Annotated in this window: 27 protein-coding genes; 18 read left to right on the top strand and 9 right to left on the bottom strand. The window is 64.9% G+C overall.

Annotated features, from left to right (window positions below; genetic code table 11):
* The first annotated feature begins 1 nt into the window (after position 1).
* The 4 genes from Q0L48_RS13290 to Q0L48_RS13275 all read left to right on the top strand — a co-directional run bounded on the left by Q0L48_RS13290 (position 2) and on the right by Q0L48_RS13275 (position 4,699).
* On the top strand, positions 2-925 hold the full coding sequence (locus Q0L48_RS13290) for a UDP-2,3-diacylglucosamine diphosphatase (RefSeq protein ID WP_296721722.1): 924 nt from the start codon (positions 2-4) through the stop codon (positions 923-925).
* Positions 922-2,028 carry a glycosyltransferase family 1 protein gene (locus Q0L48_RS13285; RefSeq protein WP_296721720.1) on the top strand — a complete coding sequence of 369 codons (1,107 nt, stop codon included), beginning with the start codon at positions 922-924 and terminating at the stop codon, positions 2,026-2,028. Before Q0L48_RS13290 ends, Q0L48_RS13285 begins: the two co-directional genes overlap by 4 nt.
* Positions 2,029-2,167: 139 nt before the next feature.
* Complete coding sequence (locus Q0L48_RS13280) at positions 2,168-2,908, top strand: DUF1013 domain-containing protein (protein WP_296721718.1); 741 nt, start codon at positions 2,168-2,170, stop codon at positions 2,906-2,908.
* Between the two features lie 123 nt (positions 2,909-3,031).
* Entirely contained in the window at positions 3,032-4,699 is a 1,668-nt protein-coding gene (locus tag Q0L48_RS13275) for an AMP-binding protein (protein ID WP_296721716.1), read from the top strand.
* A 6-nt stretch (positions 4,700-4,705) separates the two neighbouring features.
* On the opposite strand, the gene Q0L48_RS13270 is transcribed toward Q0L48_RS13275, so the two are convergent.
* Both Q0L48_RS13270 and Q0L48_RS13265 read right to left on the bottom strand, forming a co-directional pair.
* On the bottom strand, positions 4,706-5,077 hold the full coding sequence (locus Q0L48_RS13270) for a polymer-forming cytoskeletal protein (protein ID WP_296721714.1): 372 nt from the start codon (positions 5,075-5,077) through the stop codon (positions 4,706-4,708).
* A 10-nt stretch (positions 5,078-5,087) separates the two neighbouring features.
* Positions 5,088-6,284 carry a M23 family metallopeptidase gene (locus Q0L48_RS13265; RefSeq protein ID WP_296721712.1) on the bottom strand — a complete coding sequence of 399 codons (1,197 nt, stop codon included), beginning with the start codon at positions 6,282-6,284 and terminating at the stop codon, positions 5,088-5,090.
* 267 nt (positions 6,285-6,551) lie between these two features.
* Between Q0L48_RS13265 and Q0L48_RS13260 the strand changes: the two genes are divergently transcribed.
* The 8 genes from Q0L48_RS13260 (at position 6,552) to Q0L48_RS13225 (ending at position 13,513) form a co-directional block, all read left to right on the top strand.
* Complete coding sequence (locus Q0L48_RS13260; RefSeq protein ID WP_296721711.1) at positions 6,552-7,841, top strand: glutamate-5-semialdehyde dehydrogenase; 1,290 nt, start codon at positions 6,552-6,554, stop codon at positions 7,839-7,841.
* 19 nt (positions 7,842-7,860) lie between these two features.
* Positions 7,861-8,544 (top strand): nicotinate-nucleotide adenylyltransferase, encoded by a 684-nt coding sequence (locus Q0L48_RS13255; protein ID WP_296721708.1) that lies wholly within the window; start codon positions 7,861-7,863, stop codon positions 8,542-8,544.
* 174 nt (positions 8,545-8,718) lie between these two features.
* Positions 8,719-9,069: a ribosome silencing factor gene (gene rsfS, locus Q0L48_RS13250; protein WP_296721707.1), complete on the top strand. Its 351-nt coding sequence runs from the start codon at positions 8,719-8,721 to the stop codon at positions 9,067-9,069.
* A 227-nt stretch (positions 9,070-9,296) separates the two neighbouring features.
* Positions 9,297-9,722 (top strand): 23S rRNA (pseudouridine(1915)-N(3))-methyltransferase RlmH, encoded by a 426-nt coding sequence (locus Q0L48_RS13245; RefSeq protein ID WP_296721893.1) that lies wholly within the window; start codon positions 9,297-9,299, stop codon positions 9,720-9,722.
* Positions 9,723-9,726: 4 nt separating this feature from the next.
* A complete protein-coding gene (locus Q0L48_RS13240; RefSeq protein WP_296721705.1) occupies positions 9,727-11,004 on the top strand; it encodes a peptidoglycan DD-metalloendopeptidase family protein in 1,278 nt (425 codons plus the stop codon).
* Positions 11,005-11,138: 134 nt separating this feature from the next.
* A complete protein-coding gene (locus tag Q0L48_RS13235; protein ID WP_296721703.1) occupies positions 11,139-12,503 on the top strand; it encodes a S41 family peptidase in 1,365 nt (454 codons plus the stop codon).
* 10 nt (positions 12,504-12,513) lie between these two features.
* On the top strand, positions 12,514-12,966 hold the full coding sequence (locus tag Q0L48_RS13230; protein ID WP_296721701.1) for a disulfide bond formation protein B: 453 nt from the start codon (positions 12,514-12,516) through the stop codon (positions 12,964-12,966).
* Positions 12,967-12,991: 25 nt separating this feature from the next.
* Complete coding sequence (locus Q0L48_RS13225; protein WP_296721700.1) at positions 12,992-13,513, top strand: demethoxyubiquinone hydroxylase family protein; 522 nt, start codon at positions 12,992-12,994, stop codon at positions 13,511-13,513.
* A gap of 19 nt (positions 13,514-13,532) precedes the next feature.
* On the opposite strand, the gene Q0L48_RS13220 is transcribed toward Q0L48_RS13225, so the two are convergent.
* Positions 13,533-14,552: a phytanoyl-CoA dioxygenase family protein gene (locus Q0L48_RS13220; RefSeq protein ID WP_296721699.1), complete on the bottom strand. Its 1,020-nt coding sequence runs from the start codon at positions 14,550-14,552 to the stop codon at positions 13,533-13,535.
* A gap of 115 nt (positions 14,553-14,667) precedes the next feature.
* Positions 14,668-15,957 (bottom strand): nucleotide sugar dehydrogenase, encoded by a 1,290-nt coding sequence (locus Q0L48_RS13215; RefSeq protein ID WP_296721697.1) that lies wholly within the window; start codon positions 15,955-15,957, stop codon positions 14,668-14,670.
* 156 nt (positions 15,958-16,113) lie between these two features.
* Between Q0L48_RS13215 and Q0L48_RS13210 the strand changes: the two genes are divergently transcribed.
* Positions 16,114-16,821, top strand: coding sequence for a hypothetical protein (locus Q0L48_RS13210; RefSeq protein ID WP_296721695.1), 708 nt, complete (start codon positions 16,114-16,116; stop codon positions 16,819-16,821).
* Positions 16,822-16,827: 6 nt separating this feature from the next.
* Here Q0L48_RS13210 and Q0L48_RS13205 read toward each other — a convergent pair whose 3' ends face one another.
* The 3 genes from Q0L48_RS13205 to Q0L48_RS13195 all read right to left on the bottom strand — a co-directional run bounded on the left by Q0L48_RS13205 (position 16,828) and on the right by Q0L48_RS13195 (position 19,594).
* The gene (locus Q0L48_RS13205; protein WP_296721694.1) at positions 16,828-17,841 is read right to left on the bottom strand and encodes a GDP-mannose 4,6-dehydratase; all 1,014 of its coding nucleotides are present in this window, start codon (positions 17,839-17,841) and stop codon (positions 16,828-16,830) included.
* A 54-nt stretch (positions 17,842-17,895) separates the two neighbouring features.
* Positions 17,896-18,261 (bottom strand): hypothetical protein, encoded by a 366-nt coding sequence (locus Q0L48_RS13200; RefSeq protein ID WP_296721693.1) that lies wholly within the window; start codon positions 18,259-18,261, stop codon positions 17,896-17,898.
* 67 nt (positions 18,262-18,328) lie between these two features.
* Positions 18,329-19,594, bottom strand: coding sequence for a capsule biosynthesis protein (locus tag Q0L48_RS13195; RefSeq protein ID WP_367274045.1), 1,266 nt, complete (start codon positions 19,592-19,594; stop codon positions 18,329-18,331).
* Positions 19,595-19,805: 211 nt separating this feature from the next.
* Here Q0L48_RS13195 and Q0L48_RS13190 point away from each other — a divergent pair, with 211 nt between their 5' ends.
* Positions 19,806-21,287 (top strand): LTA synthase family protein, encoded by a 1,482-nt coding sequence (locus Q0L48_RS13190; RefSeq protein WP_296721691.1) that lies wholly within the window; start codon positions 19,806-19,808, stop codon positions 21,285-21,287.
* Here the strand turns inward: Q0L48_RS13190 and Q0L48_RS13185 are convergent.
* Complete coding sequence (locus Q0L48_RS13185) at positions 21,267-22,055, bottom strand: SDR family oxidoreductase (RefSeq protein ID WP_296721689.1); 789 nt, start codon at positions 22,053-22,055, stop codon at positions 21,267-21,269. The two genes, Q0L48_RS13190 and Q0L48_RS13185, sit on opposite strands and share 21 nt — an antisense overlap.
* Positions 22,056-22,257: 202 nt before the next feature.
* Between Q0L48_RS13185 and Q0L48_RS13180 the strand changes: the two genes are divergently transcribed.
* Positions 22,258-22,875, top strand: a complete 618-nt coding sequence (locus tag Q0L48_RS13180) for a sterol desaturase family protein (RefSeq protein ID WP_296721688.1) — start codon at positions 22,258-22,260, stop codon at positions 22,873-22,875.
* Here the strand turns inward: Q0L48_RS13180 and Q0L48_RS13175 are convergent.
* On the bottom strand, positions 22,855-23,532 hold the full coding sequence (locus Q0L48_RS13175) for an HAD family hydrolase (RefSeq protein WP_296721686.1): 678 nt from the start codon (positions 23,530-23,532) through the stop codon (positions 22,855-22,857). The two genes, Q0L48_RS13180 and Q0L48_RS13175, sit on opposite strands and share 21 nt — an antisense overlap.
* 75 nt (positions 23,533-23,607) lie before the next feature.
* Between Q0L48_RS13175 and Q0L48_RS13170 the strand changes: the two genes are divergently transcribed.
* Genes Q0L48_RS13170 through kdsA form a run of 3 tightly spaced genes read left to right on the top strand, consistent with a single transcriptional unit; the run spans position 23,608 to position 26,279 of the window.
* Positions 23,608-24,636, top strand: a complete 1,029-nt coding sequence (locus Q0L48_RS13170) for an SIS domain-containing protein (protein WP_296721685.1) — start codon at positions 23,608-23,610, stop codon at positions 24,634-24,636.
* 6 nt (positions 24,637-24,642) lie between these two features.
* A complete protein-coding gene (locus Q0L48_RS13165; protein ID WP_296721683.1) occupies positions 24,643-25,461 on the top strand; it encodes a 3-deoxy-manno-octulosonate cytidylyltransferase in 819 nt (272 codons plus the stop codon).
* Complete coding sequence (kdsA, locus tag Q0L48_RS13160; RefSeq protein WP_296721682.1) at positions 25,461-26,279, top strand: 3-deoxy-8-phosphooctulonate synthase; 819 nt, start codon at positions 25,461-25,463, stop codon at positions 26,277-26,279. The genes Q0L48_RS13165 and kdsA overlap by 1 nt, the downstream gene beginning before the upstream one ends.
* Position 26,280: the final 1 nt, after the last annotated feature.

Genomic DNA, 26,280 nt, shown 5'->3' with positions numbered 1-26,280 from the left:
CATGACTGCTGCCGACCTCACCGACATCATCACCGACAACATCGCCAGCTTTCCGCTCACCGCCCCGCGCATTCCCGAGCCCGAGGGGGCCGAGCGGCGCAGCTTTCGTACGATCTGGATCAGCGACGTGCATCTGGGCACCAAGGGCTGCAACGCCGACATGCTGATCGATTTCCTCGACCGCACCGACAGCGAGGTGATGTATCTGGTCGGCGACATCATCGATGGTTGGCGGCTGAAGAAGAAGTTCTACTGGCCCTCTGCCCATAACGACATCGTCTGGCGGATCATGAAGCGCGCCCGGCGAGGGACCCGGGTGGTCTATATCCCCGGCAACCATGACGAGATGTTCCGGCAGTTCACCGGATTGAACTTCGGCGGGATCGAGATCCGCCGCGCCGCCTTCCACGACACCGCCGACGGTCGCCGGTTGATGGTGCTGCACGGTGACGAATTCGATGCGGTGATGCTGTCGCACCGCTGGCTCGCCTTCGTCGGCGATCATGCCTACCACCTGATGATGAAGCTGAACGTCACGGTCAACGCGTTCCGGCGCTGGCTGGGCAAGCCCTATTGGTCGCTGTCCAAGGCGGCCAAGCACAAGGTCAAGAACGCGGTCGAATTCATCGGCAAGTACGAGGAAGTCGTCGCCCGCGCCGCCGGGGAACGCGGGGTCGACGGGGTGGTGTGCGGCCACATCCACACCGCCGAGTTCCGCTATTTCGAGCACAATGGGCGGCAGATCGAATACTGGAACGACGGCGATTGGGTGGAAGGTTGCAACGCGCTCGTCGAACATCACGACGGGCGGATGGAAATCCTCCACTGGGCCGACGAGATCAAGCGCCGGATCGCACAAGAAGGCGGTGACGAAGCGCCTGCGTCCGCAACTGCAGCGGCCGATCCCGCACGCGAGGCGGCGTGAACCGGTACACGACGATCCTGCCCGACACCGCCTCGACCGCGATTGCGCCCGGTGCGCCCCAATCCATCGCAATCGTCACCGATGCGTGGCATCCGCAGACCAACGGCGTGGTGCGCACATTGTCCACCACCTGCGATGTGCTGCGCCGCTGGGGTCATGACGTCACCGTGATCTCGCCCGAAGACTATCCTTCGATGCCTGCGCCGACCTATCCCGAGATCAGGCTGGCGCTGACTGTCCCCGGTGCAGTCGGGCGGCGGCTGGCGAACATCGCGCCGGACGCGGTGCATATCGCCACCGAAGGCCCGCTGGGCTTTGCCGCGCGGGCGTATTGCCTGCGCCGCAAGGTGCCGTTCACCACCGCCTATCACACCCAGTTCCCCGATTATCTTTCGCGCCGCACCGGCCTGCCCGCACGCGTGTTCTGGCCTTATATCCGCTGGTTCCACCGCCCGGCGGAGGCGATCATGGTGGCGACCGAGACGATCCGCGCGCAACTGCGCGAACAGGGACTGACGCACCTCACGCACTGGAGCCGCGGCGTCGATCTCGCGTGCTTTTCTCCTGCTGCACCCGCGCCGCCCGAATATGCTGCAATCGAAGGTCCGATCCTGCTCTATGTCGGGCGCATCGCGGTCGAGAAGAACATCGAGGCTTTCCTGACCTGCGACTATCCCGGCACCAAGGTCGTGGTCGGCGACGGTCCGGCGCTGGCGGCGCTGACCGCGAAGTTTCCGGAGGCGCTGTTCCTCGGCAAGCGGACCGGGGCCGATCTGGCGGGCTGCTATGCCGGGGCCGATGTGTTCGTCTTCCCCAGCCGCACCGATACCTTCGGCCTCGTGATGATCGAAGCGTTGGCCTGCGGGACGCCGGTGGCGGCCTTTCCGGTGGCTGGCCCGCTCGATATAGTCACCGACCATGTCGGCGCGCTGTCCGAAGATCTGACCCGCGCGATCGATGCCGCCCGCTACTGCGACCGCACGGCCTGCGCGGCTTACGGGGCGACCTATTCGTGGGAGGCGGCGACGCGGCAGTTCCTCGCCGGACTGGCTCCGCTGGAGCAAAGGGAGGCGGTCTCGCTTCGGGCGATGGCCGCGTTCTAGACCGCGCAAAACTGCGCGCGCAATGCAGGCTGGTGTCCTGCACCCTTTTCCTTGCCGTTTGATGCGCCATCGCCTATCTAGGCTGGCAATGTGGCCGCTCCGAAAGGGGCGGCCCTTCTATTTTGAACGGAGATTTCCCATGGCTATCAAGGATCAGCCCAAGCCGCTGATGCCGCACGCCACTGCGACCTGGCTGGTGGACAACACCGCATTGTCGTTCGAGCAGATTGCCGAATTCTGCGGCCTGCACATCCTCGAAGTGCAGGCGATGGCCGATGATCTGGCCGGCAGCAAGTATACCGGCCGCGATCCGGTGCACTCGGGCGAGTTGACGCAGGGCGAGATCGAGGCCGGTCAGGCCGACGCGACCTATTCGCTGCGGATGCACAAGGCGCCGGTCGAAGTGACCCGCACCAAGGGCCCGCGCTACACCCCCGTGTCCAAGCGGCAGGACAAGCCCGATGGCATCGCGTGGATCCTGCGCAGCCATCCCGAAGTGTCGGACGCGCAGATCGGCAAGCTGATCGGCACCACCCGCAACACCATCGGCGCGATTCGCGACCGGTCGCACTGGAACATCCAGAACATCCAGCCGAAAGACCCGGTGACGCTGGGCCTGTGTTCGCAGCGCGAACTGGATGCGATGGTGGCCAAGGCGGCCAAGCGCGCCGGGATCGTCGAAGACGCCGAACCGGTCGCCAAGCCCGAGCGCAACGACCGCGAAAACCTGATCGCGGAACTGCGCGCCGAACGCGACGCCAACGTCCAGGCGGCTGGCAAGGCCGCGCAGGAAGCCGAGGCCGAAGCCTGGCTCGCCGCCCGCCGCGAGGCCGAAGCGAACGAAGAAAAGATCGACCCCGAAAGCGGGTTCAAGGACTGAGTCCTGCTGGCCGGAGCGCGCCAAACGCTCCGGCCGCGGCAACACGCCGCAATTGCGAAAAATTAGCGTTTGCCTCGCCGGTTTCGCTTGTGCACGCCCGCATTGTCCGCCAATATTACTGACATGCCTGTCAGTAACGCTGCCTACCATCACCCCACGCCGCAGGACACCCGGTTCGAGGCGCTGAGCCTTCCGGACATGTTGGAGCGCACCATGCGCGCCGACCCGCAGGCGCCGATCCTGCATTTCCTCGGGCGGACCTACAGCTACGGCGAGATTTACAGCGAAGCCCAGCGGTTTGCCGCGGGGCTGCAGGCGGCGGGCATCGTCAAGGGCGACCGGGTCGGCCTGTTCCTGCCCAATGTGCCGATCTATGCCGCCGCCTATTACGGGGCGATGATGGCGGGCGCGATCGTGGTCAATTTCTCGCCGCTCTATTCGGTCGAAGAACTCGCCTGGCAGGTGGACGATTCCGGCACCAGACTGCTGGTGACGCTGGACGTGCCCGAACTTTACACCACCGCCAGCAAGGTGCTCGCCGCTTCGGGGTTGGAAACGCTGGTGGTGGGCAGCCTCGCCGACATGCTGCCGTGGTACAAGGGCATCGCGCTCAAGCTGCTGAAGCGCAGCCAGATCGCCGACGTCGCCTATGGTCCGGTGGTGCGCAGCTGGGCCGACATGACGCCTGCAAACGCTGCTCCTACGCCTGTCGCCATCGATCCGCATACCGATTTGGCGCTGCTGCAATATACCGGCGGCACTACCGGACGGCCCAAGGGCGCGATGCTGGGGCACGATCAGCTGAGCATCAACGCGCAGCAGGTCGCGGGCATCAACCCGTTCGGCAATGCCCGCGAAGAAGTGTTCATGGGGGCGCTGCCGTTCTTCCATGTCTTTGCCAACACAGCTCTGCTCAACCATGCGGTCTACACCGGCGCCTCGATCGCGATGGTACCGCGGTTCGAGACCAAACAGGTGCTGGAGACGATCCAGAAGTATCGCTGCACCGGCTTTCCCGGCGTGCCGACGATGTTTCAGGCGATGCTCGACCACCCCGATCTCGCCAAGACCGACCTTTCCAGCCTGAAAGTTTGCATATCGGGCGGCGCGCCGATGCCCGGCCCGGTGCATGTGCGGTTCGAGGAAGCGACAGGCGTGCGGCTGGTCGAAGGCTACGGCCTTACCGAAAGCGCGGGCGTGGTCTCGGTCAATCCGTATGAAGGAACGCGCAAGCGCGGCACCATCGGCCAGTTGGTGCCCAGCACCGAAGTGATCCTGCTCGACAAGGAACATCCCGAGCGGCTCGCGCCCGAGGGCGAGCCCGGCGAACTCGCGGTGTGCGGCCCGCAGGTGATGCGCGGCTACTGGAACCGGCCCGAAACCGACCCCGACACCTTCGTGGAGCGCGATGGCAAGCGGTACCTGCGCACCGGCGATGTCGCGCGCGTGGACGAGGACGGGTTCCTCGAAATCGTCGACCGGATCAAGGACATGATCGCGGTCGGCGGGTTCAAGGTGTTCCCCAGCGTCGTCGAGGACGTGATTCTCGAACATCCGGCGGTGAAAGAGGCGCTGGTGATCGGCGTGCCCGAGGAATACCGCGGCGAGGTTCCGCGCGCCTACATCACGTTACACGAAGGCGCGGCCGCGACGGCAGAGGAACTGGCGGGCTGGCTCAACGCGAAGATCGGCAAGCACGAACGCGTCGATCAGGTGGTGATCCGCAGCGACCTGCCGCGCACCATCATCGGCAAGCTCGACCGCAAGGCGCTGCGGGCGGAGGTGCTGTAGCTTTCGCTACTCCGCCGCTTCGACCCTCGGCGCGCTCGGCACGGCCTTGACCGCCTGACGCGCGTTGGGAGCGAAACGCCCGTCGACCTGCGCGCCCTGTTCGATGGTCAGCGCATCATAATGCACATCGCCTTCGATCCGTGCGCTCTTGAGGATCACCAGATCGCGCGCGGTGATCGAACCCGTCACCGTGCCGGCCATGCGCGCGCTTTCGGCGACCACGGCGCCGCTGATGCTGCTCGATTCGCCCTGCACCAGCGAGGCGCATTTGATGTCGCCCTCGATCGTGCCGTCGACATGCAGATCGGCGGTGGCGGCGATATCGCCCTTGATCACCACATCCGCGCCGATCACCGAAAAGGTCGAGCCAGAAGCCATTGCGTTGCCCTTACTTGCTGGCCGCGACGGCGCCGGTGGCGCGGTCCGGTCGGCCGGAGCGGACTTCTTTGAGAACATCGGGGGCGGTCTCCAGAAAGGGGCGCGGATTGATCGCGCGATTATTGATGCGCACTTCGAAGTGCAGATGCGGGCCGGTCGAACGGCCGGTACTGCCAAGCCCGCCGAGCGTCGCCCCGGCTTCGACCAGCTGGCCCGGTGTCACGTCGATCCGCGACAGGTGGGCGTAGCGGGTCATCAAGCCGTTGGCGTGGGTGACTTCGACAGCCTTGCCATAGCCGCCCTTGCGTCCGGCAAAGGTGACGCGGCCCTCAGCCGCGGCGAAGATCGGCGAGCCGACCGCACCCTTGAAATCGATGCCGGCATGCATTGCCGCACGGCCGTTGAAGGGATCGCGGCGATAGCCGAAGGTCGAAGTGATGTTTTCAATCGTGGCGGGAACGACCTGCGGGATGCCGTCGAGCGCGCGTTCGAGCGCGGTCATCCGCGCCAAGCTGAGGCCGAGCCGTTCGAACCGCGAATCGATTCCGTCATCGGACGAACCGGACAGCGCCTCGAACGGGCCGCCCATTCCCTGATCCATCCCCTGTTGCGCCGTGCGGCTGAGGACGCCGGGATCGAGGTTCAGTTTGCGCATCGCGGCTTCGGCACGGCGCGAGCGGGCATCGGCAAAACGGGTCAGGCGTTCGACCACGGCAAGCTGGCGCGCTTCGACTTCGGCAAGGCCGCGCGCCTGCGGGAAAAACTGGCTGACTTTCTCGATCGTCTTGGCGGCTTCGGCGCGCGAATCGGTCACGGTGCCGGTGGCGGCGCCTTCCGCGACGATATCCTCGGGGAGCATCCGCGCCATGTCTTCAAGGAAGTCCTGCCGCTGCTGGAGATCGTCCACCACCCGGCCGATGTCGCCGCCATAGGCTTCGAGCCGCTCCTGCGACTTGGCGACCCGCGCGCGCTGCTGTTCGAAGGAGGCGAGATCGGCTTCGGCGCGGTATTGGCCCCAGGCCATCACCGCCAGCGCAATCAACCAACCCAGCACCAGCGCCACCACCACCGCAGCAGCGCGAATCTGGAGCGTCGACGAAATCTTGATGAAGCGCACCTGACCATCGGAGCGCATGAAAAATTCGCGATCGGGGAACCACTGCCGAAGCTGCTGGCTCCACTTGCGCGTGGAAATACTGTCTGACACTGCGGTCCCGATATTATTATTTGCGCCCCACACATGGGTTAGTATCAGCGCAAATCTTAAGGGTCGATTTTCAACGCGCAGCAAGGGGTGAACCGAAGCGGATTCGCGGCGAGTGGTTCATCTGAGCGCCATGTTCCACAAATGCGCGTGCGGCTCACCCGGAAGTTGCGCGGCGGCGGGGGTCTTGTTCCTGATTCGTGCCCTGAGCATCGCGGCGCGCTTTGCGGCGGGCCTGACAGCAGGCGGCGCGGCTGCTATGGGGCGGCCATGAACCAGACAGCAACACGACCGACCGCCACCGAAACCCACGATCCCACAGAGCTGATCGGCTCGCTCGCCCGCGCCGCGCGGCTGGCGCAGCGAAAGCTTGCCGCCATGACCAGCGCGCAGCGGGCCGCCGCGCTGCACCTTGCTGCCGACCGGCTCGAAGCCTCGGCCCCCGCGATTCTTACCGCCAATGCCGAGGATATCGCCGCTGGCGAGGCGCGCGGCATTGCCAAGGCGATGCTCGACAGGCTCGCGCTCGACGAAGCGCGGCTCGCCGGGATTGCCGCAGCCGTGCGCGCGGTCGCTGATCTGCCCGATCCGGTGGGCGAGGTGATCGACACAGCCGAGCGGCCCAACGGGCTGCACCTGCAGCGCATCCGCGTGCCGATCGGCACCATCGGGATAATCTACGAAAGCCGCCCCAACGTCACCGCCGATGCCGCCGCGCTGTGCGTGCGCGCTGGTAATGCGGCGCTGCTGCGCGGCGGGAGCGAGGCGGTGCATTCCAACCGCGCGATCCACGCCGCACTGGCCGAAGGACTGGCCGAGGGCGGGGTGCCCGCCGAAGCGGTGCAATTGCTGCCGACGCAGGACCGTGCCGCCGTCGGCGCGATGCTGGCCGCCAGCGGGCTGATCGACATGATCGTGCCGCGCGGCGGCAAGAGCCTGGTCGCCCGCGTGCAGGCCGATGCCCGCGTCCCGGTGCTCGCGCATCTCGACGGCATCTGCCACACCTATGTCCATGCCGCCGCCGACCCGGAGATGGCGCAGAACATCGCGCTCAATGCCAAGCTGCGCCGCACCGGCATCTGCGGTGCGATGGAGACATTGCTGATCGACGCCGATTTTCCCGAGAGCGAAAAGCTGGTCGCCGCCCTGATCGACAAGGGCTGCGAAGTGCGCGGCGACGACCGGATCCGGTCGCTCGACCGGCGCGTCACTCCCGCCAGTGCGAATGACTGGGACACCGAATATCTCGACGCCGTGCTGTCGGTGGCGATGGTCGATGATCTCGAAGCTGCGCTGGCCCACATCGCGCGCCACTCCTCCGGCCACACCGATGCCATCGTGACGTCGGACAAGGACGTGGCCGAGCAATTCCTGACGCAGGTCGACAGCGCCATCGTGATGCACAACGCCTCCTCGCAATTCGCCGACGGGGGCGAATTCGGACTGGGCGCGGAGATCGGCATCGCCACCGGGCGGTTGCACGCACGCGGGCCGGTCGCGCTCGAAGGGCTGACCACCTACAAGTGGCAGGTTCGCGGCGCGGGCCAAACTCGCCCCTGACCGCTGAGGAAAACGGCGCTTGAACTCACGCCCGGTCACAACGGGGCTGCTGGGGGGCAGCTTCAACCCCGCGCATGGCGGGCACCGGCGGATCAGCCTGTTCGCGGCCGACGCGCTGGGGCTGGACGAGGTGTGGTGGCTGGTCTCGCCCGGCAATCCGCTGAAGCCGAAAGCCGGCATGGCGCCATTGGCAGCGCGGCTGCGGTCGGCACAAGTGCAGGCCCGCCGTGCGCGAATCGTGCCCACCGCGATCGAGCAGCAGCTGGGCACACGTTATACCGTCGACACGCTCCGCGCGCTTGTCCGCCGCTATCCTAAACGGCGCTTCGTCTGGCTGATGGGGGCCGATAACCTCGCCGAGTTGCACCGCTGGAAAGACTGGCGACAAATCGCGCGGACAATGCCGATTGCGGTGATCGCCCGCCCCGGCTATGATGGAACGGCCATGACGAGCCCCGCCATGGCCTGGTTCAGACGCAATCGTGTGTCTGCCGCCAGTTTTCGGAAACGGGGGCAATGGAGCGCACCGGCCCTGGTGTTATTGCGTTTCGATCCTGACGACCGCTCGGCCACGGCAATCCGCCGTGCCAATGCCGGGTGGGCCGAGGATATCCTCGGGAGGGATCGCGACGACGACGACATTGATGTGCCGCTGCGCGACCGGCTGACTTTTCGCAGCATCCGGACAGAGGAAAAGGCATGAAGCGCATTTCTCGCGTTTCGTCCTTCTCGCCTGTCTGCCTGCGCAATGCCGGTCTTCATCGCCCTGAACTCTGGAGATACCCGATTGCCGATGACCGAGGCATTAGTTGCATCCATTCCGCTCGCCCCGGCACAAGCCGCGGCGCAGGCGGCCCAATCGCTGGCGCACGCTGAGATGAGCGATCATCCGCTGCACCAGCTGGTAATGACCCAGCTTGACGACGATCAGGCGCAGGAAATCGTGTCGATCCCGCTCGAGGGAAAAAGCTCGATTGCCGATCACATGGTGATCGCCAGCGGGCGTTCGACCCGGCAGGTTGCGTCGATGGCGCAGAAGCTGGGCGAAGCGATCAAGAAGGCCGGGTTCGGCCACGTCCGGATCGAAGGCCTGCCGGCTGCCGACTGGGTGCTGATCGACGCGGGCGACGTTGTGGTGCACCTGTTCCGCCCCGAAGTGCGCAGCTTCTACAACCTTGAACGCATGTGGTCGTTCGAGGGCGGGGAAGCGACGCAAGGCCGGGCGTAATTTGTTTTGCGCTCGCCCCCGTCCGGGCGAGCGTCCTTGGCGCTGTTTCAAGCCCTTTGGGCTTGAGCGCCTGCGGGCGGGCGGTCGCCCTTGCGGCCACTTTGTGGCCGATCCATTGCGAAACGGGCTGCGACGCGGACCGCAAAAGGGCGACTGCCCGCCGGCCGGCAGGCCGCCCCTCGAAGGCCAAGGCGCAGCCTTTCGCCGTGAGAGAAAGGGACTCTCTTATCCTCCTCCACGTCATCGCTCGGGGTAAGATCGGCCGGTCGCCTGAGGGCGAGCTGGTGGATCGCTATGCCAAGCGGATGACGTGGCCGGTCAAACTGACCGAGTGGCCCGAGACGGGCGCGGGCAAGGTCGGCGATCCGCTTACCCCCTGCCGCACCGTGCTGCTGGATGAACGCGGCAAGGCCATGACGTCGGAGGATTTTGCCGCCCTGCTCGGTCGCTGGCGCGATGAAGGCGTGCGCGAAACCCGCTTCATGCTCGGCGCGGCAGACGGGCATTCGGACGCCGAACGCGCCTCGGCCGATCTGCTGCTCGCCTTCGGTCCCGCCACCTGGCCGCATATGCTGGCCCGCGCAATGCTGATGGAGCAGCTCTACCGCGCGGTCACCATCCTTGCCGGGCATCCCTATCATCGGGCAGGGTAGGATCATGAACCGCCCCGCGCTCCTGACCCCCGGGCTCCTGACCCCTGCGATCCCGGCATTGTGCCTCGCCATAGTGCTGACGGCGGCGATGGCCGTGGCGCTGCCCGAATCGCGGGCGGCGCGCACGGCGCTGCTGCTGGAGCCCGCCGAGGCCGAGGCCCAGCTTGCCCGTGCGACCCGCGAAAGCCGCCGCGCCGAAAGCCGCGCCGCGCGCCTCACCCGCGAGGCCGAAGCCGCTACCGAAGCCGCCAGCCGCACCGCACGCGAGGCCGCTGCGCTCGCCGCCCGCATCCAGCAGGCCGAAGCCGATATCGAAGTGGCTCGCGCGCGCTATTCGCTGACCAGTGCCGAGCGCGGTGCGTTGACTGCGCGGCTGGCCCGGCAGCAGGAACCCACCGCCCGCCTTGCCGCCGCATTGCAGACGGCGTCACGCCGCCCGCTCGCCCTGTCGGCGCTGCAACCCGGTTCGCTCAAGGAGGTCGTCTACGTGCGCGCCGTGCTCGACAGTGCGGTGCCGCAGATCCGCGCCCGCACGGCCGGTTTGCGCGCCGAACTGGATCGCGGGCGCGCGCTGGAGGCCGAAGCGGGCCGCGCACTGGCCGAAGTGCGCGCCGGCGAGCAGGCCTTGCGCACCCGCCGCTCGCAGCTGGCCGCGCTCGAAACGCAGCAGCGCATTGCATCGCGCACGGCGCGCGGGGCGGCATCGCGTGAGGCCGAGCGAGCGCTCGCGCTGGGCGAGGAAGCGCGCGATCTCGATGGATTGGTGGCGCGGCTGGATGAAGTGGCGGCACTGCGGCGCGAACTGGCGGCGTTGCCCGGTCCAGTGCCGCGCCCCGCTGACCTGGCTGCACCGCGCTCCGCAGCGAACGTGGCGGCGGCATCACCTTCCGCTCCCGTCCCATCTGCCAGCACCCCGCCGCCGCGCGGGTTCCAGCTACCGGTCGACGGGCGCACGCTGGTCGGCTTCGGAGCGATCCGCGACAGCGGGATCGCCAGCACGGCACTGGTGCTCGCGCCCGCAGACGGCGCGCAGGTGGTCGCGCCCGCCGATGGCCGCGTCGCCTTTGCCGGGCCATATCGCGGGTTCGGCCGAATCGTCATCATCGAACACGAAGGCGGCTGGACCAGCCTCGTCACCGGCCTCGCGCGGGTCGACGCAGTGGTCGGCGACGGCGTCATCGGCGGCAGCCCGATCGGCGTCGCGGGCGGGCGGGCGACGCCGGTGAGCTTCGAACTGCGCCGTGACAGCGATCCGGTCAACCCCTTGCAATTCCTACGCTAGCGCCGATCTTGGCGGCAGGAATTCAGGCCCACCTGTCCCGTCCGGATACGCAGGGTGGCGGCACCCGCGCTCTCATCTGGCGTTAAGCTGGCCGAACCTATACATTCGCGTCCTGAAGGAGCCTTGCACGTCCAATGAAAATCGCCGCTCTCCTGCGCAGCGCTGCGCTTGTCACCGCGGTGGCGCTGATCCCCGCCACCACCGTCACCATGGCCCAGGTCGATGGCCGCGCCGGGCCGGAATTCGCCAAGTTGTTCGCGGTGTTCCAGCGGGTGAAGGCCAGCTATGTCGAGCCGGTGGAGGATGACGTCCTGATCCGCGGCGCGATCGACGGGATGCTGGCGGCGCTCGATCCGCATTCCGCCTATCTCGATGGCGGCGATCTGCAGCGGCTCGAAACCATGATCGACGGCAATTATTCCGGCCTCGGCCTGTCGGTGGTGCTGGAGGATGGCGCGGTCAAAGTGATCTCGCCGTTCAATGGCAGTCCGGCGGATAATGCCGGGATCAAGGCCGGCGACTTCATCACCCATTTGGATGGCAAGCTCATCTATGGTGGCAGTCTGGATGATGCCGTGGCGCAGATGCGCGGGCCATCGGGCAGCACGATCCAGCTGACGATCTTCCGCCCCGGCCGCGAAGAGCCGCTGGAAGTGGACGTGACCCGCGGCGTGATCGAGCTCGAACCGGTCACGCATGAACTTGGCGCGGGCAATATCGGCGTCATCACCGTCAACGAATTTTCCGCCGATGTCGGCGCGGATGTGTACGCCGCGTGGCAGGCGATCCGCGAAGAAGCGACCGGACGCGTCAGCGGGCTGGTGCTCGACCTGCGCAACAATCCGGGCGGCAGTCTGGACGAATCGGTGGAGCTGGCCGACCTGTTCCTGACCGATGGCCGGATCGTCAGCCAGCGCGGGCGCGCGCGCGGCGAAACAATCCTCTACGATGCCGAAACCGCCTATCGCGGCGATATGGCCGAAGGCGTGCCGGTGATCGTGCTGATCAACGCAGGGTCAGCCTCGGCATCAGAAATCGTCGCGGGCGCGCTGCAGGATCATCGCCGTGCGCTGATCATGGGCGAGCGCAGCTTCGGCAAGGGTTCGGTGCAATCGCTGCTACCACTGGGCCGGGATGCGGCGCTGAAGCTGACGACCGCGCGCTATTTCACGCCTGCGGGCAATTCGGTGCAGGAAGGCGGGATCAAGCCCGACATCGCGGTGCCGCAGCTGTCCGACCCCGATCTTGCGCTACGGATGAAGTACCAGACCCGCGAAAGCGATCTGCGCGGCCATCTGATCAACGAGCTGGGCATCAAGGACGAGGAGCTGGAGGCCGACACCATCGCCGATCCGCGTTTCCAGCTGACCGCCGAACAGCTCAAGGATCAGGGCGTCGAGGATTTCCAGCTGCATTATGCGATGGAGACCCTGCGCCGCACCACCAAGAGCACTGTCGCGCTGAGACCGGCCTTGCCCGCCCGCCCTGCCAAGCGTTGAGGCGGGTTGCATGAACAGTTTCGGCAAGGCGCGGCTGCTTGCCGTGCTGGTTCCCGCCGCCTTGCTGGGCGGTGCGTATATCGCGCAATATGGCTTCGGCCTGCCGCCGTGCGAGATGTGCTGGTGGCAGCGCTATCCGCATTTTGCCGCGCTGGGGATCGCGGGGCTCGCCTTCGTGATTCAGCCCGCGCGGGTGTGGACGGCGCTGGCCGGGCTGGCGATCATCACCTCCGGCCTGATCGGCGGCTTTCATGCCGGGGTCGAATATGGCTGGTGGGAGGGGATCACCGGCTGTTCCACCCTGCCGTCGAGCGTCGATGTGATGAACATCTCCGCCGCACCGCTGATCCGCTGCGATGTCGCCCCGTGGACGCTGTTTGGCATCTCGCTTGCCGGGTTCAATTTCCTGATTTCCTGCACGGCGGGTGCGGCCATTGTGGCGCTCGCCGCGTATAGAAGGTAAGGCGGGGGCAAGAAGGGAACGCAATATGCAACGCGATGAACTCCACCGCATGATCCGGGTCGATCAGGCCGGCGAATTCGGCGCGACCCGCATCTATGAAGGCCAGTTGGCCGTGATGGGCGACCGTGCGCCGCATTCCGCCGAAATCCGCCACATGGCCGAGCAGGAGCGCGAACACCGCGCCAAGTTCGATGAACTGCTGGTGAGGCGCGGGGTGCGCCCGACGGTGCTGCACCCGTTCTGGTCGGCGGCGGGCTACGCACTGGGCGCAGGCACTGCGCTGCTCGGGCCGGAAGCCGCGATGGCCTGCACCGCCGCGGTCGAGACCGAGATCGACAAGCATTACAGCGAGCAGCTGGACAGGTTGGAAGCGAGCGGCGAGGATCCCGAATTGGCCGGCATGATCGAGGCGTTCCGCGAAGACGAGCGCGAACACCGCGATGCCGCGCTGGCGAACGGCGCCGAACGCGCGCCCGCCTATCCGTTGCTGGCAGGCGCGATCCGGCTCGGCTGCCGCCTGGCGATCAAGGTGAGCGAGCGGATCTGAATCTTCGGCGCGGGGCTTTTCAGCCCGGCTCCGACGGGGTCCTGCGCCCGACCGGCTGCCACGGCTGGCCGATCTGCTTCTCCAGACGATCACGCACCCGCCACACCAGTCCCACCCGCCGCTCGGCAATGCCCGGCAAGCTGCTGGGATCGCCCGCGAGCCATGGCAGGAACGGGTTCCGCCGGGCATAGGACCACAGCTCCACCCGCTCCCCCGATCGCAGCGATGGTCCGCGCGCGTGAAAGCCGACCGTATCGGCAACCACCAGCGTATTGGCCGCCACCTCCAGCGACCGTGCCGGAGGGAGCTTCATCGCCTCCAGCTCGGGCGCGCCGATCCGCGGCGAACCGCGCGCCGAAAGGCGATCGATCGCGCGCGGATTGGCAAGGCTGCGTGCCCGCTCCCATGCCATGCGTTCCGGGGTAAAACGGTGCGATCCGGGGACATAGGTGAACGGCCCGTCCTCCACCGCCACCGGATTGAGGAACAGCCACGATTTCAGCGACGAATGGAAACTGTCCGCGTGCAGGACTTCCTGCGGATCGGGTTCATTTCCGCCGATCTTGCTGACAATCGTCTGGACGTAGTGGAGCGGGGTTATGCGGTAGCTCGCGACATAGTGGAACAGGGCGACGATGTCCTCGCGTTCCAGCAGACGCCGCAGCGCGGGGATGGCCCGCAGCATATCGGGATCGATGGCCATGCGCCGGGTTATGGCGTCACCCTGCCGCATTTCGCGCGCCGGAGCCTCGTAGCCCAGCACCGCGGCGCGCAAGGCGGCGAATTCCGCGGGCGGGACGATGTCGGGAATGGCGACAAAGCCGTCACGATCGAATGCCTCGCGCCAGTCGGACCGAACTCTGGACGCCAACCGGCGGCGACGCCACTGGCATATGGCATCGGCCAGCCTTACTCTGGCGACGTGCAGCCCACGCCGGTTCAGGCGCTGCGAACCGATAAGCGGATTGTCGAGGAAGCTCTTGGCCCCGGTTGCCAGCTGCAGCGCCCATAACGGCGCCAGTAGGGCCTTGCGGATCATATTAGCGGCTCTGTGTCAGTGCGGGCCTTGGAAACGAAGGGCTTAGTCCCACGCGGCTGTTGATCGATCAAGCATTTTTCGACCGCCTGCGGGAACCCGCTGGCGGCATGCGGTGTCAAAGGCTCCAATACACCAGTTCGTCGGGCAATCCCGCCCGGTCGAGCGCGCTTTTCACGTCCACCATCACGCCGCCCTGACGGATCCGACCGGTCAATTGCGCCGGGTCGGCGAGGTAGTCGGCGTGGTTCACCGCCAGCACCAGCGCATCGAGCCCGACCAGATCGCCGGGCGGGCTCAGCGCGATGCCATATTCGTGCAGAGCCGCCGCAGGTTCCGCCAGCGGATCGCTGACCAGCGCTTCGATCCCGTATTCGCGCAGTTCGGCGAGGATATCGGGCACCTTGGAATTGCGGATGTCGGGCACGTCCTGTTTGAAGGTCAGCCCCATCACGCCAACCTTCGCACGGCACGGGGATACGCCTTGCGCGATCAGCAGCTTGACCAGCTTCTGCGCGATCGCCTGCCCCATTGAATCATTGATCCGCCGCCCTGCCAGGATGACTTCGGGCCGGTAGCCGAGCTTTTCCGCCGCCGCTGTCAGGTAGAACGGGTCGACCCCGATGCAGTGCCCGCCGACCAGACCGGGGGTAAAGGGCAGGAAATTCCACTTCGTCCCCGCTGCCGCCAGGACGTCACGCGTCGCGATGCCCATCCGGTCGAAGATCAGCGCGATTTCGTTCATCAGCGCGATGTTGAGGTCGCGCTGGGTGTTCTCGATCACCTTGGCGGCCTCGGCCACCTTGATCGATGGTGCCTCGTGCAGCCCGGCATCGACGATGCTGCCGTAGATCGCACGCATCCGCGCCAGTGCCGCTTCGCTGTCGGCGGCAATAATCTTGGTGATGGTCTCCAGCCGGTGGACATGGTCGCCCGGATTGATCCGTTCCGGACTATAGCCGAGCGCGAAGTCCTCGCCCTGCCGAAGCCCTGAAATCTCCGCCAGCCATGGGCCGCAGATGTCCTGCGTCACGCCGGGGAATACGGTCGATTCGAACACCACCAGCGCGCCTTTGGCGAGGCGCGGGCCGATGGGTTCGCAGGCCTTGCGCAATGGGGTGAGATCGGGGCGCTGTTCGTCGGTGATCGGGGTGGGAACCGTTACGATGAAAGCGCTCGCCCCTTCGAGCGCGGCGGGATCGTCGGTGACGTCAAGGCCGCATGACGCCAGCCGTTCATCGGTGATCTCGCGGGTTGCGTCATGCCCTGCGCGCAAAGCGGCGACGCGTCCGGCGGCGATGTCGAACCCTGTCACCTTGCGCCCGTTGCCGCCGCACCGTTCGGCGAGCGCCACGGCCACCGGCAGGCCGACATAGCCAAGCCCCACGACTGCGATATTATTGTCCATCCGCGCCGCATAGCTTACCGGGACTCAATTTTTCGCTAACTGTGCTGATAGCGGTGCCCGCTTCACAGCCGGTTCAGCGCAAGCGCTCTAGACAAGTAGGCCCGCCCGAAGGCATGGCTGGGACGAACCGCTCTGCCGGACAAAGGACCAAACGCGATGAAGCACCTGCTCGCCCCTGCTGCTATCAAAGGCGCTGTTCTCAAAGGCGCCCTTCTCGCCGCCACTGCGACGCTTGCCGCCGCTGCACCGGCTTCGGCACAGAGCGCCGACGAGAAGATCAACATGGTGATCGCCTATAGCGAGGACGAATGCCCGACCGCGCAACCCGGCGAAGTGGTGATCTGCGAGATCCTGGTCGAAGCGGACCGCTATCGCATCCCGTCGAACCTGCGCCAGAGCAACTCGCCCGAGAACACCGCCTGGGCGGAGCGGGTCGAGTCGATCAAGTATGTCGGCGATTTCGGCGCGATGAGCTGTAGTCCGGCCGGTCTCGGCGGCTTCACCGGCTGTACCCAGAAGTTCATCGAAGCCGCTTACAAGGACCGCGCCGAGGCCGATAACGTGCGCTTCAGCGCGCTGATCGAGGAAGCGAGGGCCGAACGCCTCTCTACCATCGATGAAGATGCGGCCGCCGAGCAGGAGCGGGTCGAGATGATCGAGCGCGAATATATGGAACGGCTCGAGCGTGAGCGCGCCGGGGAACTTCCGGCCGTGAGCGATCCTTCGCTCGCCCCGCCGCCGATCGACACCGAAGCGCGCCAGCCCCCGGTTGCTCCGGCAAAGCCCGGCCCGTTCGACGATGGCGATGATGAGCAGGTACCGATCGACGCCATTCCGCCAGCGGAAGCCCCGTCCGGAAACTGACGCCGCCTAAACGCGGTAATAATCCCGATACCATGCGACGAACCGCGCCACGCCTTCGCGGAACGGGGTCTGCGGAGCGTAGCCGGTAAGTGTCTTCAGCAGTGACGCATCGGCCCATGTCGCGGGCACATCGCCTTGCTGCATCGGCATGAAATTCTTGATCGCCTCGCGCCCGCATTCGGCCTCGATCGCGGTAATGAAATCCATCAGCCGCACTTTCTCGCCATTGCCGATATTGACCACCCGGAACGGGGCGGCGGGCGAGAGGCTGTCACCTTCGGCGATGTCTTCGGGGCTGTCGGGCCGCACCGGTGCAGTATCGACCAGCAGCCGGATGCCGCGCACCAGATCGCTGACGTAAGTGAAATCGCGGTACATTTCGCCATCATTATAGATGTCGATCGGCGTCGCTTCGAGGATTCCGCGCGTGAATTTGAACAGCGCCATGTCGGGCCGCCCCCACGGGCCGTAGACGGTGAAGAACCGGAACATCGTGGTCGGCAGGTTCCACAGATGCGCATAGGAATGCGCCATCGCCTCGTTCGCCTTCTTGGTCGCGGCATAGAGCGTCAGCGGGGTGTCGCATTTCTGCCCCTCGCCGAACGGCATTTCCTCGTTCGCGCCGTAAACCGAGCTGGTCGAGGCCATCAGCAGATGATCCACCGCCAGTTCGCGCGCGCATTCCATCACGTTGAAGGTGCCGATCAGGTTTGCATTCACGTAAGCGCGCGGGTTTTCGAGCGAGTACCGCACCCCCGCCTGCGCTGCCAGATGCACGATCACATCGGGCTTTTCCGCCATCGCCAGCGCGTGCAGCGCGTCGAAATCCTCCAGCATCGCTTCGGTGCAGCTGAAATGCGGGTGCTGCAGCAGCATCTGGTGGCGGCGCTGCTTGATCCGCACGTCGTAGTAATCGGTCATCCCGTCATAGCCGACCACGCGGAAGCCTTCATCCAGCAGCAGCTGCGCCAGATGAAAGCCGATGAACCCGGCCGATCCGGTGACGAGAATTGTGCGCATGACGGCCCTTACCCCAATGGTGCGGACTGCGGCTATGGGCAACGGCGCAAGCCGTCAAGCACCGGGCGGGGCGATCTCGTCATCTGCTCCATCGACAGGCTCTTGCACGGCAGGGCCGCTCCCGACGCTGCCGGCGATCAGGGCAATCGCGACGGTTGTGATCACTGGCCCCAGCCAATCGGCAATCTGATCGCTGTTCTGCCAGACACGCCGGTCGAATACGGCGTTCCACGGCATGTTGGCGCGCAGCCCGTCCCCGAAATGCTCGATCCAGCGATATTCGGCCTGCGCAACCTCGCGCCCGATGAAATAGGTCGAAGCGAGTGCAGCGCCGGCCCACCAATTGCCTGTGAGCAGGCCGATGATCAGCTGGATCACGGCCGCGAATATGGCGTGTTCGAAAAGGCTCATGTCGATCATGTGCCCGCGCTCCGCGACGCTTGTCGCTGATATCGGTTGGAAAGCTGCACCGTGATCGACGTCCGGCCTAGTCGGGCAATAACCTGCGCCCTTCGAAGCGGGCGATGGCATGGGTGACCACCTTGTCGAGCGCTTCGTCGGAGAAGAACCCGCCCGGGATCAAGCAATGATCGATCAGTACCCGGCGAAAGGCACCGAATGTTTCCGCATCGGGGGGCGTTGCCTCGGTCCAGAAGTGATCGAGCCCGTTCTGGAATGTGAGATCGGGCAGGTCGTAAATCGCCTTGCCCAAAACGACCACGGGAATCCCCCGCGCAAGCCCCAGCGTCCCGCTGGTGCTGTTGATCGTCACCATCCCGCACGCGCGCTCGGCAATCGCCTCGATATCGCCCCAAGCCAGATAATCGACCCGGTCCTCGATCCCGAACCGCTTGGCGAGATCGGCGGTTTCGAGTTGCCAGTCGCGCACCCCGTTATCGAGCGGGTGTTCCTTGACCACCAGACGCGTATCGGCCGGAGCATGTTCGGCAAAGGATTGCAGCACTACCTTGAGCGCCTCGACAATGCCGGCGAAGGGCGAATGCAGCCGGATCTGCGCGTCCGAATCGAGTTGTAGCGGAAACAGGAAATAGGGCGCATGCTCTTTCGCCAGCCGGGCGATCAGCCGTGCTCCCTGTTCGCGCCGCTCCTCGCGGCGGTTGAGCTTGCGCGCCCAGCCGATGCCCTCGACCAGCGGATGCCACGGACGATGGGTGCGCCAGCCCGGGTAGCGCCAGCGCGTCAGGACGTCGGCGACATTGTACCACAGCCCTTCGGTCGCCCGGCGGCGGAACGACGAAGGCACCTTGCGGTGTTCGGGCACAGGCGGCAGTTCGGCCGCGACGGCGCGGTACCATTGCGGGTCGCGTGGCAGCAGGCTGTGGCCGTTCACGCCGCCGATCTCCATCGTCACCCAGTCGGGACGCACATAGCCTTCCTCGAACACCCACACCGTCAGCGCGCGCTCCCGGCACACCGCGAGTGCCGCCGTGTGATGATCGCGGCAATCGCCGAACAGCATCACATCGGTGATGTTGTGATCGTCGACCAGCCGGGCGAAGGCTTCGGGCCATTCGTCCAGCGTCCCGCGAAAGTCGATCCCGTTGGGGAGCCGCCAAAACGCCCGGTCACCGCCGTTGAAATTGACCTTGAACACCTCATGCCCGGATTTGCGCAGACCCTCCCCGAGCTTTCGGAAAAACGGCCCCATCAGGCCCTGCAGCAGCAGCACGCGGCGCTGCATCCCCGATTGCAGAAGCGGATTCGTCGGCGGCAAGATCGGTTGAGCGGTCACGGGAAATCGCTGGATCATTCGGTAGGTGCGGGATTTACGTTCGTCTTCCCTAGGCCTGCGGGCAGCGGTTTGTCGATGCTGGAATAGCATTTTGTTTTTGCTTTCCATGGTGATTCGAAGCTAGCCGAGCGGTCATGATCACGGTCGCGCATGATCGGAGCGATGCTCCGTACCGGGGGCAATGCCCCGCAGTGTTGCCCGGGAGGCACAGGTGATCGAAGTATGGCGCGAACTTGCGATCGCGGCGCTGCTGGCAGGTCTGTTCGCGATCATTGCCGATGCCTTCGCGCTCCCGCGCGGGCGGTTGTCCCCCGCGCCGCGCAGCCTGGGCGGCACCGCCGTTCTGGCGCTGGCCGCCATGCTGGTTTTTGGCCTCGGAGTCGTCCTGACCGGCGCGCCTGGGGTCTCGGCAGTGGTCGTGGCCGCGCTTTCGGGCGCGCTTGCACTGATCTCGAACATCAAGCGCCGGGTTCTGGGAGAGCCGCTGGTGTTCAGCGATTTCGCGCTGATCGGAGCGGTTTTCCAGCACCCGCAATTCTACCTCACCGCGTTGCGCCCGGCGCAGGTTGTAGTTTTGGGAGGAGGCGTGGCCGCCCTCGTCGTGGCACTGGCTGCGTTGTCGAGCCTTGAACTGGCGCCGAGGCTGGCGGGTCTTGGGCTGGCGCTCGGCGCGGGGGCGGGGCTGGCTGCCGCGCTGTGCCGCATCGGCCGCCCGGTGGCGGACGTGGTGCCCGATCCGGACACCGATGTGATGCGCCATGGCCTCGCCGCGAGCCTCCTTGCGCACTTGCATGCGTGGCGCGGCACCGCCGACCCCGAACCCTGCCGCGCGCCGCCGATTGCCGGGGAACCGGGCCAGCTGGTGGTGATCATCCAGTGCGAATCCTTTACCGATCCGGTCGCGGTTTTTGGCGATCCGGCGCTTTCACTTCCCGGTCTGGCGGCGGCGCGGAGCCGTGCCTTGCAGCAGGGGCGATTGCTGGTTTCCGGCTTCGGGGCCTACACCATGCGCACCGAATTCGGCGTGTTGTTCGGACGCGGCGAAGAGGTGCTCGGAACGCGCCGGTTCGACCCGTTTCTGACCGCGCGCGGCGAAACCAGCTATGCGCTTCCCAACCGGCTGGACCGTTCCGGCTGGACCAGCTGGTTCGTGCACCCCCACGACATGCGGTTCTACGGACGCGACCGGCTTATGCCCGAAGCCGGGTTCGATGCGCTTGTCGGCGAGGAGGCTTTCGCTCCTCCGGCACCGGGCGAGGGGCGCTATGTCACCGACGCGGCGGTTGCCGACCGGATCATCGCGCTGGCCGAGCAGGACAGTGCAGGTGCGAGCCTGATCTATGCCGTGACGATCGAGAATCACGGCCCCTGGCCGCCGGACGAAGCCGACGCAGTGCGCAGTGCCGCCCCTTACCTGAGGCTGCTGGCACGCAGTGATGCCATGCTCGCGCGCCTGATGGATGCTCTCCCCCGCATCCGCCGGCCGACCATCCTGTGCTTCTTCGGAGATCACCGGCCGAGCATTCCTGGTGCCAGCGAACCGGGGGCGGAGCGGCATACGCCCTATGTGCTGGTCCGCTTTGCCGCCGATGGCACGCCCGTGCCCGAAAGCGGATCTGAATGCGACCTCACCCCCGCCGAACTCCACCACGCTATTCTCGATGCCATCCGCCTAAGGGACCCTGAGCGATAGCAGCAGCCGATCCCGCAAGGGGCGGGGCAGCAGCCGATCAAGCCAGCGTAGCAGCAGGAAACGCCGGGGTACGACCACCTCGGCACGGCCCGATGCTACGGCTGCGATCATTCGTTCTGCGACGATGCCTGCAGAAATTTCCCCGGGGCGGCGGGTCACCGAATGATCGCCTTGTGCAGCGGCGAAGAAACCTGGCGTGATCAGAGTTACCGAGACACCGTGTTTCCGGACGGCGAGCCGCAAAGCGTCGGCATAGCGCGCCAGTCCGGCCTTGCTCCCGGCATAGGCTGCCGCAAAGGGCAGCGAGTGCGATGCGGCAGCAGTTCCCACCAGACCGATCCGCCCCGCGCCGCGGGTTGTCATACGTGCAGCCAAAGCTGAGGCCATCGCCGCGGGTGCAACGAAGTTTGCGTGGCCGAGTCTCGCCACCTGATACGGATCTTCAATGACTTCGCCGGGCAAAAGCGTGTCTCCTTGGCCTGCAACCAAAAAGGCCAGATCAAAGGGAGAAAGGTTGTCTTCGTGATTGAGCGCGTCGAGGGCGTTGACGAGGTTGGCGAGATCAACCGATCGAATATCTGCTCGGGCACCATGCTCGCGGCACCGGTCAGCAACCTCGCTGAGACGCGCTTCATTGCGGCCCCATAGTGAAAGGTGCACTCCGGGCCGCGCCAGCCGAATGGCGAGTTCCCGACCCAAAGTTCCCGAAGCGCCGCTGACAAAAATATGTGTATTCACGGAGGCTTTCAGCTGTTGTTCCGTTACCAAACTCGATTACTCCTGAATCAGGTTCGCAGCTGCGGCATCGCACTGCTTAATAGGGTCTTTCGAAGCTTCGAGGCATGCGTCAGGTGCCGATATGTCACACCAGAATGGGGAACTTCCATCCTATATTGGCATTCTATCTTATAATTCCGGCGTTCGTCGCAAGCGTCTTGACTTGATCCCCTTGCCGTCCATGGAGGCGCTTATGACAGGTTCGCGCCCTAATCTCTCAAGACGCATTCAGCTGTTCCAAAACGGTTACTTAGAGCGACTAACGGTGCTCTCGGCGGCTGGCTTTGTGGTTCTCTGGGCGATGGCTCTTCCTGCTATCGCGATCGTGGGTGTGATCACCGCTCCCACAGTCTGGGCCCTGCTGTTCGTATTTCTCGGACTGGTTGTCTGGACCATTGTTGAATACGTTCTGCACCGCTTCATCTTCCATTTTGAGCCGCAGTCGGCGTTGCTTAAGCAGGCGATTTTCGTCATTCACGGGAATCACCACGCCGACCCAAACGACCCGCTTCGCAACCTGATGCCTCCGATTGTCAGCCTCAGCGTCGGCGGCTTGATCTGGTTGCTGTCGCTATGGGGCTTTGGCTTGATCGGAACATGGTTTTTCTTGGGCTTCATGGTGGGTTATGTCGCTTATGACCTGGTGCATTACGCCTGTCACCAGTTCCCAATGAAAGGGCGAGTGGCCCGTGCGGTAAAGCGTCACCATATGCGCCACCACCATTTCAAGGTCGGCGGCAACTACGCGATCACGGGGATGATCTGGGATCGCGTTTTCTCGACTCGGATCTCATCCTCCCGGAAAGCATAGCTGTCCATGTCCCTCAAGAGCTTCACTCAAAGCGAACATCGATTCGAGGACAGGAGTTCTGGGCTCGATTTTGAGTGCGTCAGCGGTGCCATAACCCCACCGAACCAAGGTCGCCATCAGCCCCGCGGCGCGCGCAGTGCCGATATCGATTACCGAATCCCCGCAATAAAGGGTGTCCCTAGAAGAGCCCCGCAACGCCGCGACTGCCAGCTGCGCGCACTCCGGGGCAGGTTTCCGGGCGCGGTCGGGCGAGCTGCCAATAATTGCAGTGAAATGCTGCGCCAAGCCGAGGTCGCCGAGGATTTTGTCACACAAGAACTGCGGTTTGTTCGAACAGATCGCAAGGCCAATACCGCTTGCGGACAGTTCTCCGAGGGCCTCTCGCACACCTGGGAAAGGCAATTCTGCAGGCACATTGGTCGTCCGGTGGAGGGCGCGGAACTCCTCGATTTCAGCAGCGGGATTGATCGAATGAGGGCCCAAGACGGCGGCTATCATGGCTTCGCCGCCAATGGCGTCCATTTTGCGGATCAAGTCTCTACTGGCACGCATGTCTACGCCCCGCTTGTCCAGCATCTGGTCGATAATCACTCCGGTGAGCCGCGCACTATCAATGAGGGTGCCGTCAAGATCGAAGACAATGTTGCAGAATCGCACAGTATTTTTGCCTTTTTTCTTCCTGCCCTGGGTCGCACAGAGCAGTATAACGCTTCACGTTGGGGGTAGTTGCAGATGGTATTTCCCGAACTCCGTAAAGAGGCGCACGTTGATGCGCCATCTTCGAGCAGCAATGACGCGCACATCGCTGTTGGTCGCGGCGTAATTCGGATGGAAGCCGATGCACTTCATCTGCTGAGCGAGCATCTGGACGAGGACTTCGCCAAGGCAGTCGAAATGATCCTCAGCTGCCAGCAGCGGGTGATTGTATCGGGCATCGGCAAATCGGGCCATATCGCGCGGAAGATTGCCGCCTCGCTCGCCGCTACCGGCACTCCTGCCCTTTTCGTGCATGCGGCCGAAGCTGCCCATGGCGACGTTGGGATGGTGAGCCCGGGCGACGTGCTGATCGTGTTCTCCAACAGCGGTGCAACGGTCGAGGTGCAGCCTCTTTGTATCTATGCCAAGTCCATCGGCTGTCCCGTCATCGGCGTTTCGCGCAATCGCAATTCTTTGCTGATGCGCACAGCTGATATCAGATTGATGTTGCCGAAAGTTGAGGAGGCTTGCACATCGAGCCTGGCGCCGACGACCTCGTCGACAATGATGCTCGCGCTGGGAGACGCGTTGGCAGTGGCAGCGATGCGTGCACGCGGTCTGTCCGCCCCTGACATTCGCGCGCTTCACCCTGGAGGTGAAATCGGGCTGTATCTTCGCAGTGTCGAAGACGTCATGCATTCGGGCAGCAAGCTGCCCCTCGTCGCACTCAACACGCCCATGCCACAAGTGCTGCTCACTATGACAGAGAAGCGACTGGGGTTGGCGGGAGTGATCGACGATGAAGCAGAATTGGTTGGCGTCATCACCGATGGCGACCTTCGTCGGCACGCGCGCAATCTGATTTTTGGATCTGCTGCCGACGTCATGAGCGAAACGCCTCGCACAATTTTGCGTACCGCGCTTGTGCAGGAAGCTCTCGAGATGATGAACACGCATCGGATCACGGTGCTGTTTGTTGTGGACGAGCGCGAACCAAAAATTCCGCTTGGGGTGGTGCAGATTTATGACATCGCAGCAGCACCGCTCGCGGGAACCGCACCTTGACCAGTAATGGCTAATAACGTCATCATTGTCCCTGCACGGCTTGCCTCGAGCCGATTTCCAGCCAAGCCTCTGGCGCCAGTGAAGGGCCCCGATGGGCTGGTTCGCCCAGCCTTGTGCTACACGTGGATGGCTGCTTGCTCGGCCGCCCGCGCATTAGGCCCGGACACATGGTGTGTGATCGCCACAGATGATGATGGGATTGCGCAAATGGCAAAAGCCGAAGGTATGGAGGTGGTGCTCACACCAACTGCGTGCACTAATGGCACTGAGCGCTGCGCTGCTGCTCTCGAGGTTCTCGGTGAAAAGCCTGATCTTGTCGTAAACCTGCAGGGCGACGCACCGCTTACCCCTCCGGCCATGGTGGCGGCTGTTGCAGCGATGATTACATCAAATCCGGACCTTGCCATGGCAACCGCAGCTGTGCGCGCCAGTCCGGTTATCCTTGATCACCTTCAGTCTGACGCTGCTGCCGGGAGGGTTGGGGGAACGACAGTTGTCTGCAGCAAGAGCGGGCGCGCACTTTATTTTTCCAAATCCATCATTCCCCATGTCTCTCCAGGTTCTACTCCGCTCGAGAGTGTGCTGCTTCATCTCGGTCTGTATGCCTATCGACCCGAGGCGTTAGCAGACTATTCGGCGCACGGACCAGTGCCACTTGAGCTGCAGGAGGGGCTCGAGCAGCTGCGGTTCCTCGACGCGGGGTTGCCGGTAGGGGTCGCGGTATGCGAAGCGCCCGGCTGGGAAATGATCGAACTCAACAACCCTACCGATGTCCCGCTGATTGAGGCTGAGCTAGCCCGCCGCGCGGCAATGGAGCCCGCCTGATGTTGCCATCTTTCCACCGCGAACCCGGAGCCCCGCCGTTCCTAATCGCCGGACCTTGCGTGATCGAGAGCGAGGCGCTTTGTCTGTCTATCGCAGAGCAGCTGCAAGCCATCGGCGCCGAGCTAGATATTCCGGTGATTTTCAAGGCGAGCTTCGACAAGGCCAACCGTACGTCTGTGACCGGCTTTCGCGGTCACGGGGTGGAGGAGGGTTTGCGGGTTCTCGAAAAGGTGCGCAAGGAAACCGGGCTGCCGGTGCTGACCGACGTGCACCTGCCAGATCAGGTTTCGGCAGTGGCCGAAGTGGTCGACATGCTCCAGACCCCAGCCTTTCTTGCCCGCCAGACCGATCTCATCATGGCCGCCGCCGCTAGCGGGCGGCCGGTCAACATCAAGAAAGCGCAGTTCATGGCCCCGCCCGACATGGCGGCGGTGCTGGGCAAAGCACAGGCGGCTGCTCAAAATGCGGGGATTGCCGACCCGCAAATCACGCTGTGCGAACGCGGATCGAGCTTCGGCTACAACAACCTCGTTGTTGACATGCGCGGGCTGGTAATCATGCGCGAAATGGGCGCGCCGGTGGTGTTCGATGCCACCCACAGCGTCCAGCAGCCCGGCGGCGGCGGTGATCGGTCCTTGGGCCAACGCCAGTTCGTCGAGCCGCTCGCGCGGGCCGCAATGGCGGTCGGGGTCGACGGCCTGTTCATGGAAACGCATCCCGACCCGGCCAGCGCCCTGTCGGACGGTCCGAACATGGTCCCGCTTGGCGAGCTTTCCGGGCTGCTGCGCAAGATCATCGCCATCGCCGCAGTCGGGTAAG

This window comes from Erythrobacter sp. (assembly GCF_024305245.1).
Taxonomy (GTDB): domain Bacteria; phylum Pseudomonadota; class Alphaproteobacteria; order Sphingomonadales; family Sphingomonadaceae; genus Erythrobacter.
The sequence above is the reverse complement of the archived record's forward strand: the minus strand, read 5'-3'. Positions and strand labels throughout refer to the sequence as shown.

Excerpts from the sequence above, each read along its gene's own strand:
- Q0L48_RS13290 (WP_296721722.1), top strand. The coding sequence starts at position 2 with ATGACTGCTGCCGACCTCACCGACATCATCACCGACAACATCGCCAGC.
- Q0L48_RS13280 (WP_296721718.1), top strand. The coding sequence starts at position 2,168 with ATGGCTATCAAGGATCAGCCCAAGCCGCTGATGCCGCACGCCACTGCG.
- Q0L48_RS13275 (WP_296721716.1), top strand. The coding sequence starts at position 3,032 with ATGCCTGTCAGTAACGCTGCCTACCATCACCCCACGCCGCAGGACACC.
- Q0L48_RS13270 (WP_296721714.1), bottom strand. The coding sequence starts at position 5,077 with ATGGCTTCTGGCTCGACCTTTTCGGTGATCGGCGCGGATGTGGTGATC.
- Q0L48_RS13260 (WP_296721711.1), top strand. The coding sequence starts at position 6,552 with ATGAACCAGACAGCAACACGACCGACCGCCACCGAAACCCACGATCCC.
- rsfS (WP_296721707.1), top strand. The coding sequence starts at position 8,719 with ATGAGCGATCATCCGCTGCACCAGCTGGTAATGACCCAGCTTGACGAC.
- Q0L48_RS13240 (WP_296721705.1), top strand. The coding sequence starts at position 9,727 with ATGAACCGCCCCGCGCTCCTGACCCCCGGGCTCCTGACCCCTGCGATC.
- Q0L48_RS13235 (WP_296721703.1), top strand. The coding sequence starts at position 11,139 with ATGAAAATCGCCGCTCTCCTGCGCAGCGCTGCGCTTGTCACCGCGGTG.
- Q0L48_RS13230 (WP_296721701.1), top strand. The coding sequence starts at position 12,514 with ATGAACAGTTTCGGCAAGGCGCGGCTGCTTGCCGTGCTGGTTCCCGCC.
- Q0L48_RS13225 (WP_296721700.1), top strand. The coding sequence starts at position 12,992 with ATGCAACGCGATGAACTCCACCGCATGATCCGGGTCGATCAGGCCGGC.
- Q0L48_RS13220 (WP_296721699.1), bottom strand. The coding sequence starts at position 14,552 with ATGATCCGCAAGGCCCTACTGGCGCCGTTATGGGCGCTGCAGCTGGCA.
- Q0L48_RS13215 (WP_296721697.1), bottom strand. The coding sequence starts at position 15,957 with ATGGACAATAATATCGCAGTCGTGGGGCTTGGCTATGTCGGCCTGCCG.
- Q0L48_RS13210 (WP_296721695.1), top strand. The coding sequence starts at position 16,114 with ATGAAGCACCTGCTCGCCCCTGCTGCTATCAAAGGCGCTGTTCTCAAA.
- Q0L48_RS13205 (WP_296721694.1), bottom strand. The coding sequence starts at position 17,841 with ATGCGCACAATTCTCGTCACCGGATCGGCCGGGTTCATCGGCTTTCAT.
- Q0L48_RS13200 (WP_296721693.1), bottom strand. The coding sequence starts at position 18,261 with ATGATCGACATGAGCCTTTTCGAACACGCCATATTCGCGGCCGTGATC.
- Q0L48_RS13180 (WP_296721688.1), top strand. The coding sequence starts at position 22,258 with ATGACAGGTTCGCGCCCTAATCTCTCAAGACGCATTCAGCTGTTCCAA.
- Q0L48_RS13170 (WP_296721685.1), top strand. The coding sequence starts at position 23,608 with ATGGTATTTCCCGAACTCCGTAAAGAGGCGCACGTTGATGCGCCATCT.
- Q0L48_RS13165 (WP_296721683.1), top strand. The coding sequence starts at position 24,643 with ATGGCTAATAACGTCATCATTGTCCCTGCACGGCTTGCCTCGAGCCGA.
- kdsA (WP_296721682.1), top strand. The coding sequence starts at position 25,461 with ATGTTGCCATCTTTCCACCGCGAACCCGGAGCCCCGCCGTTCCTAATC.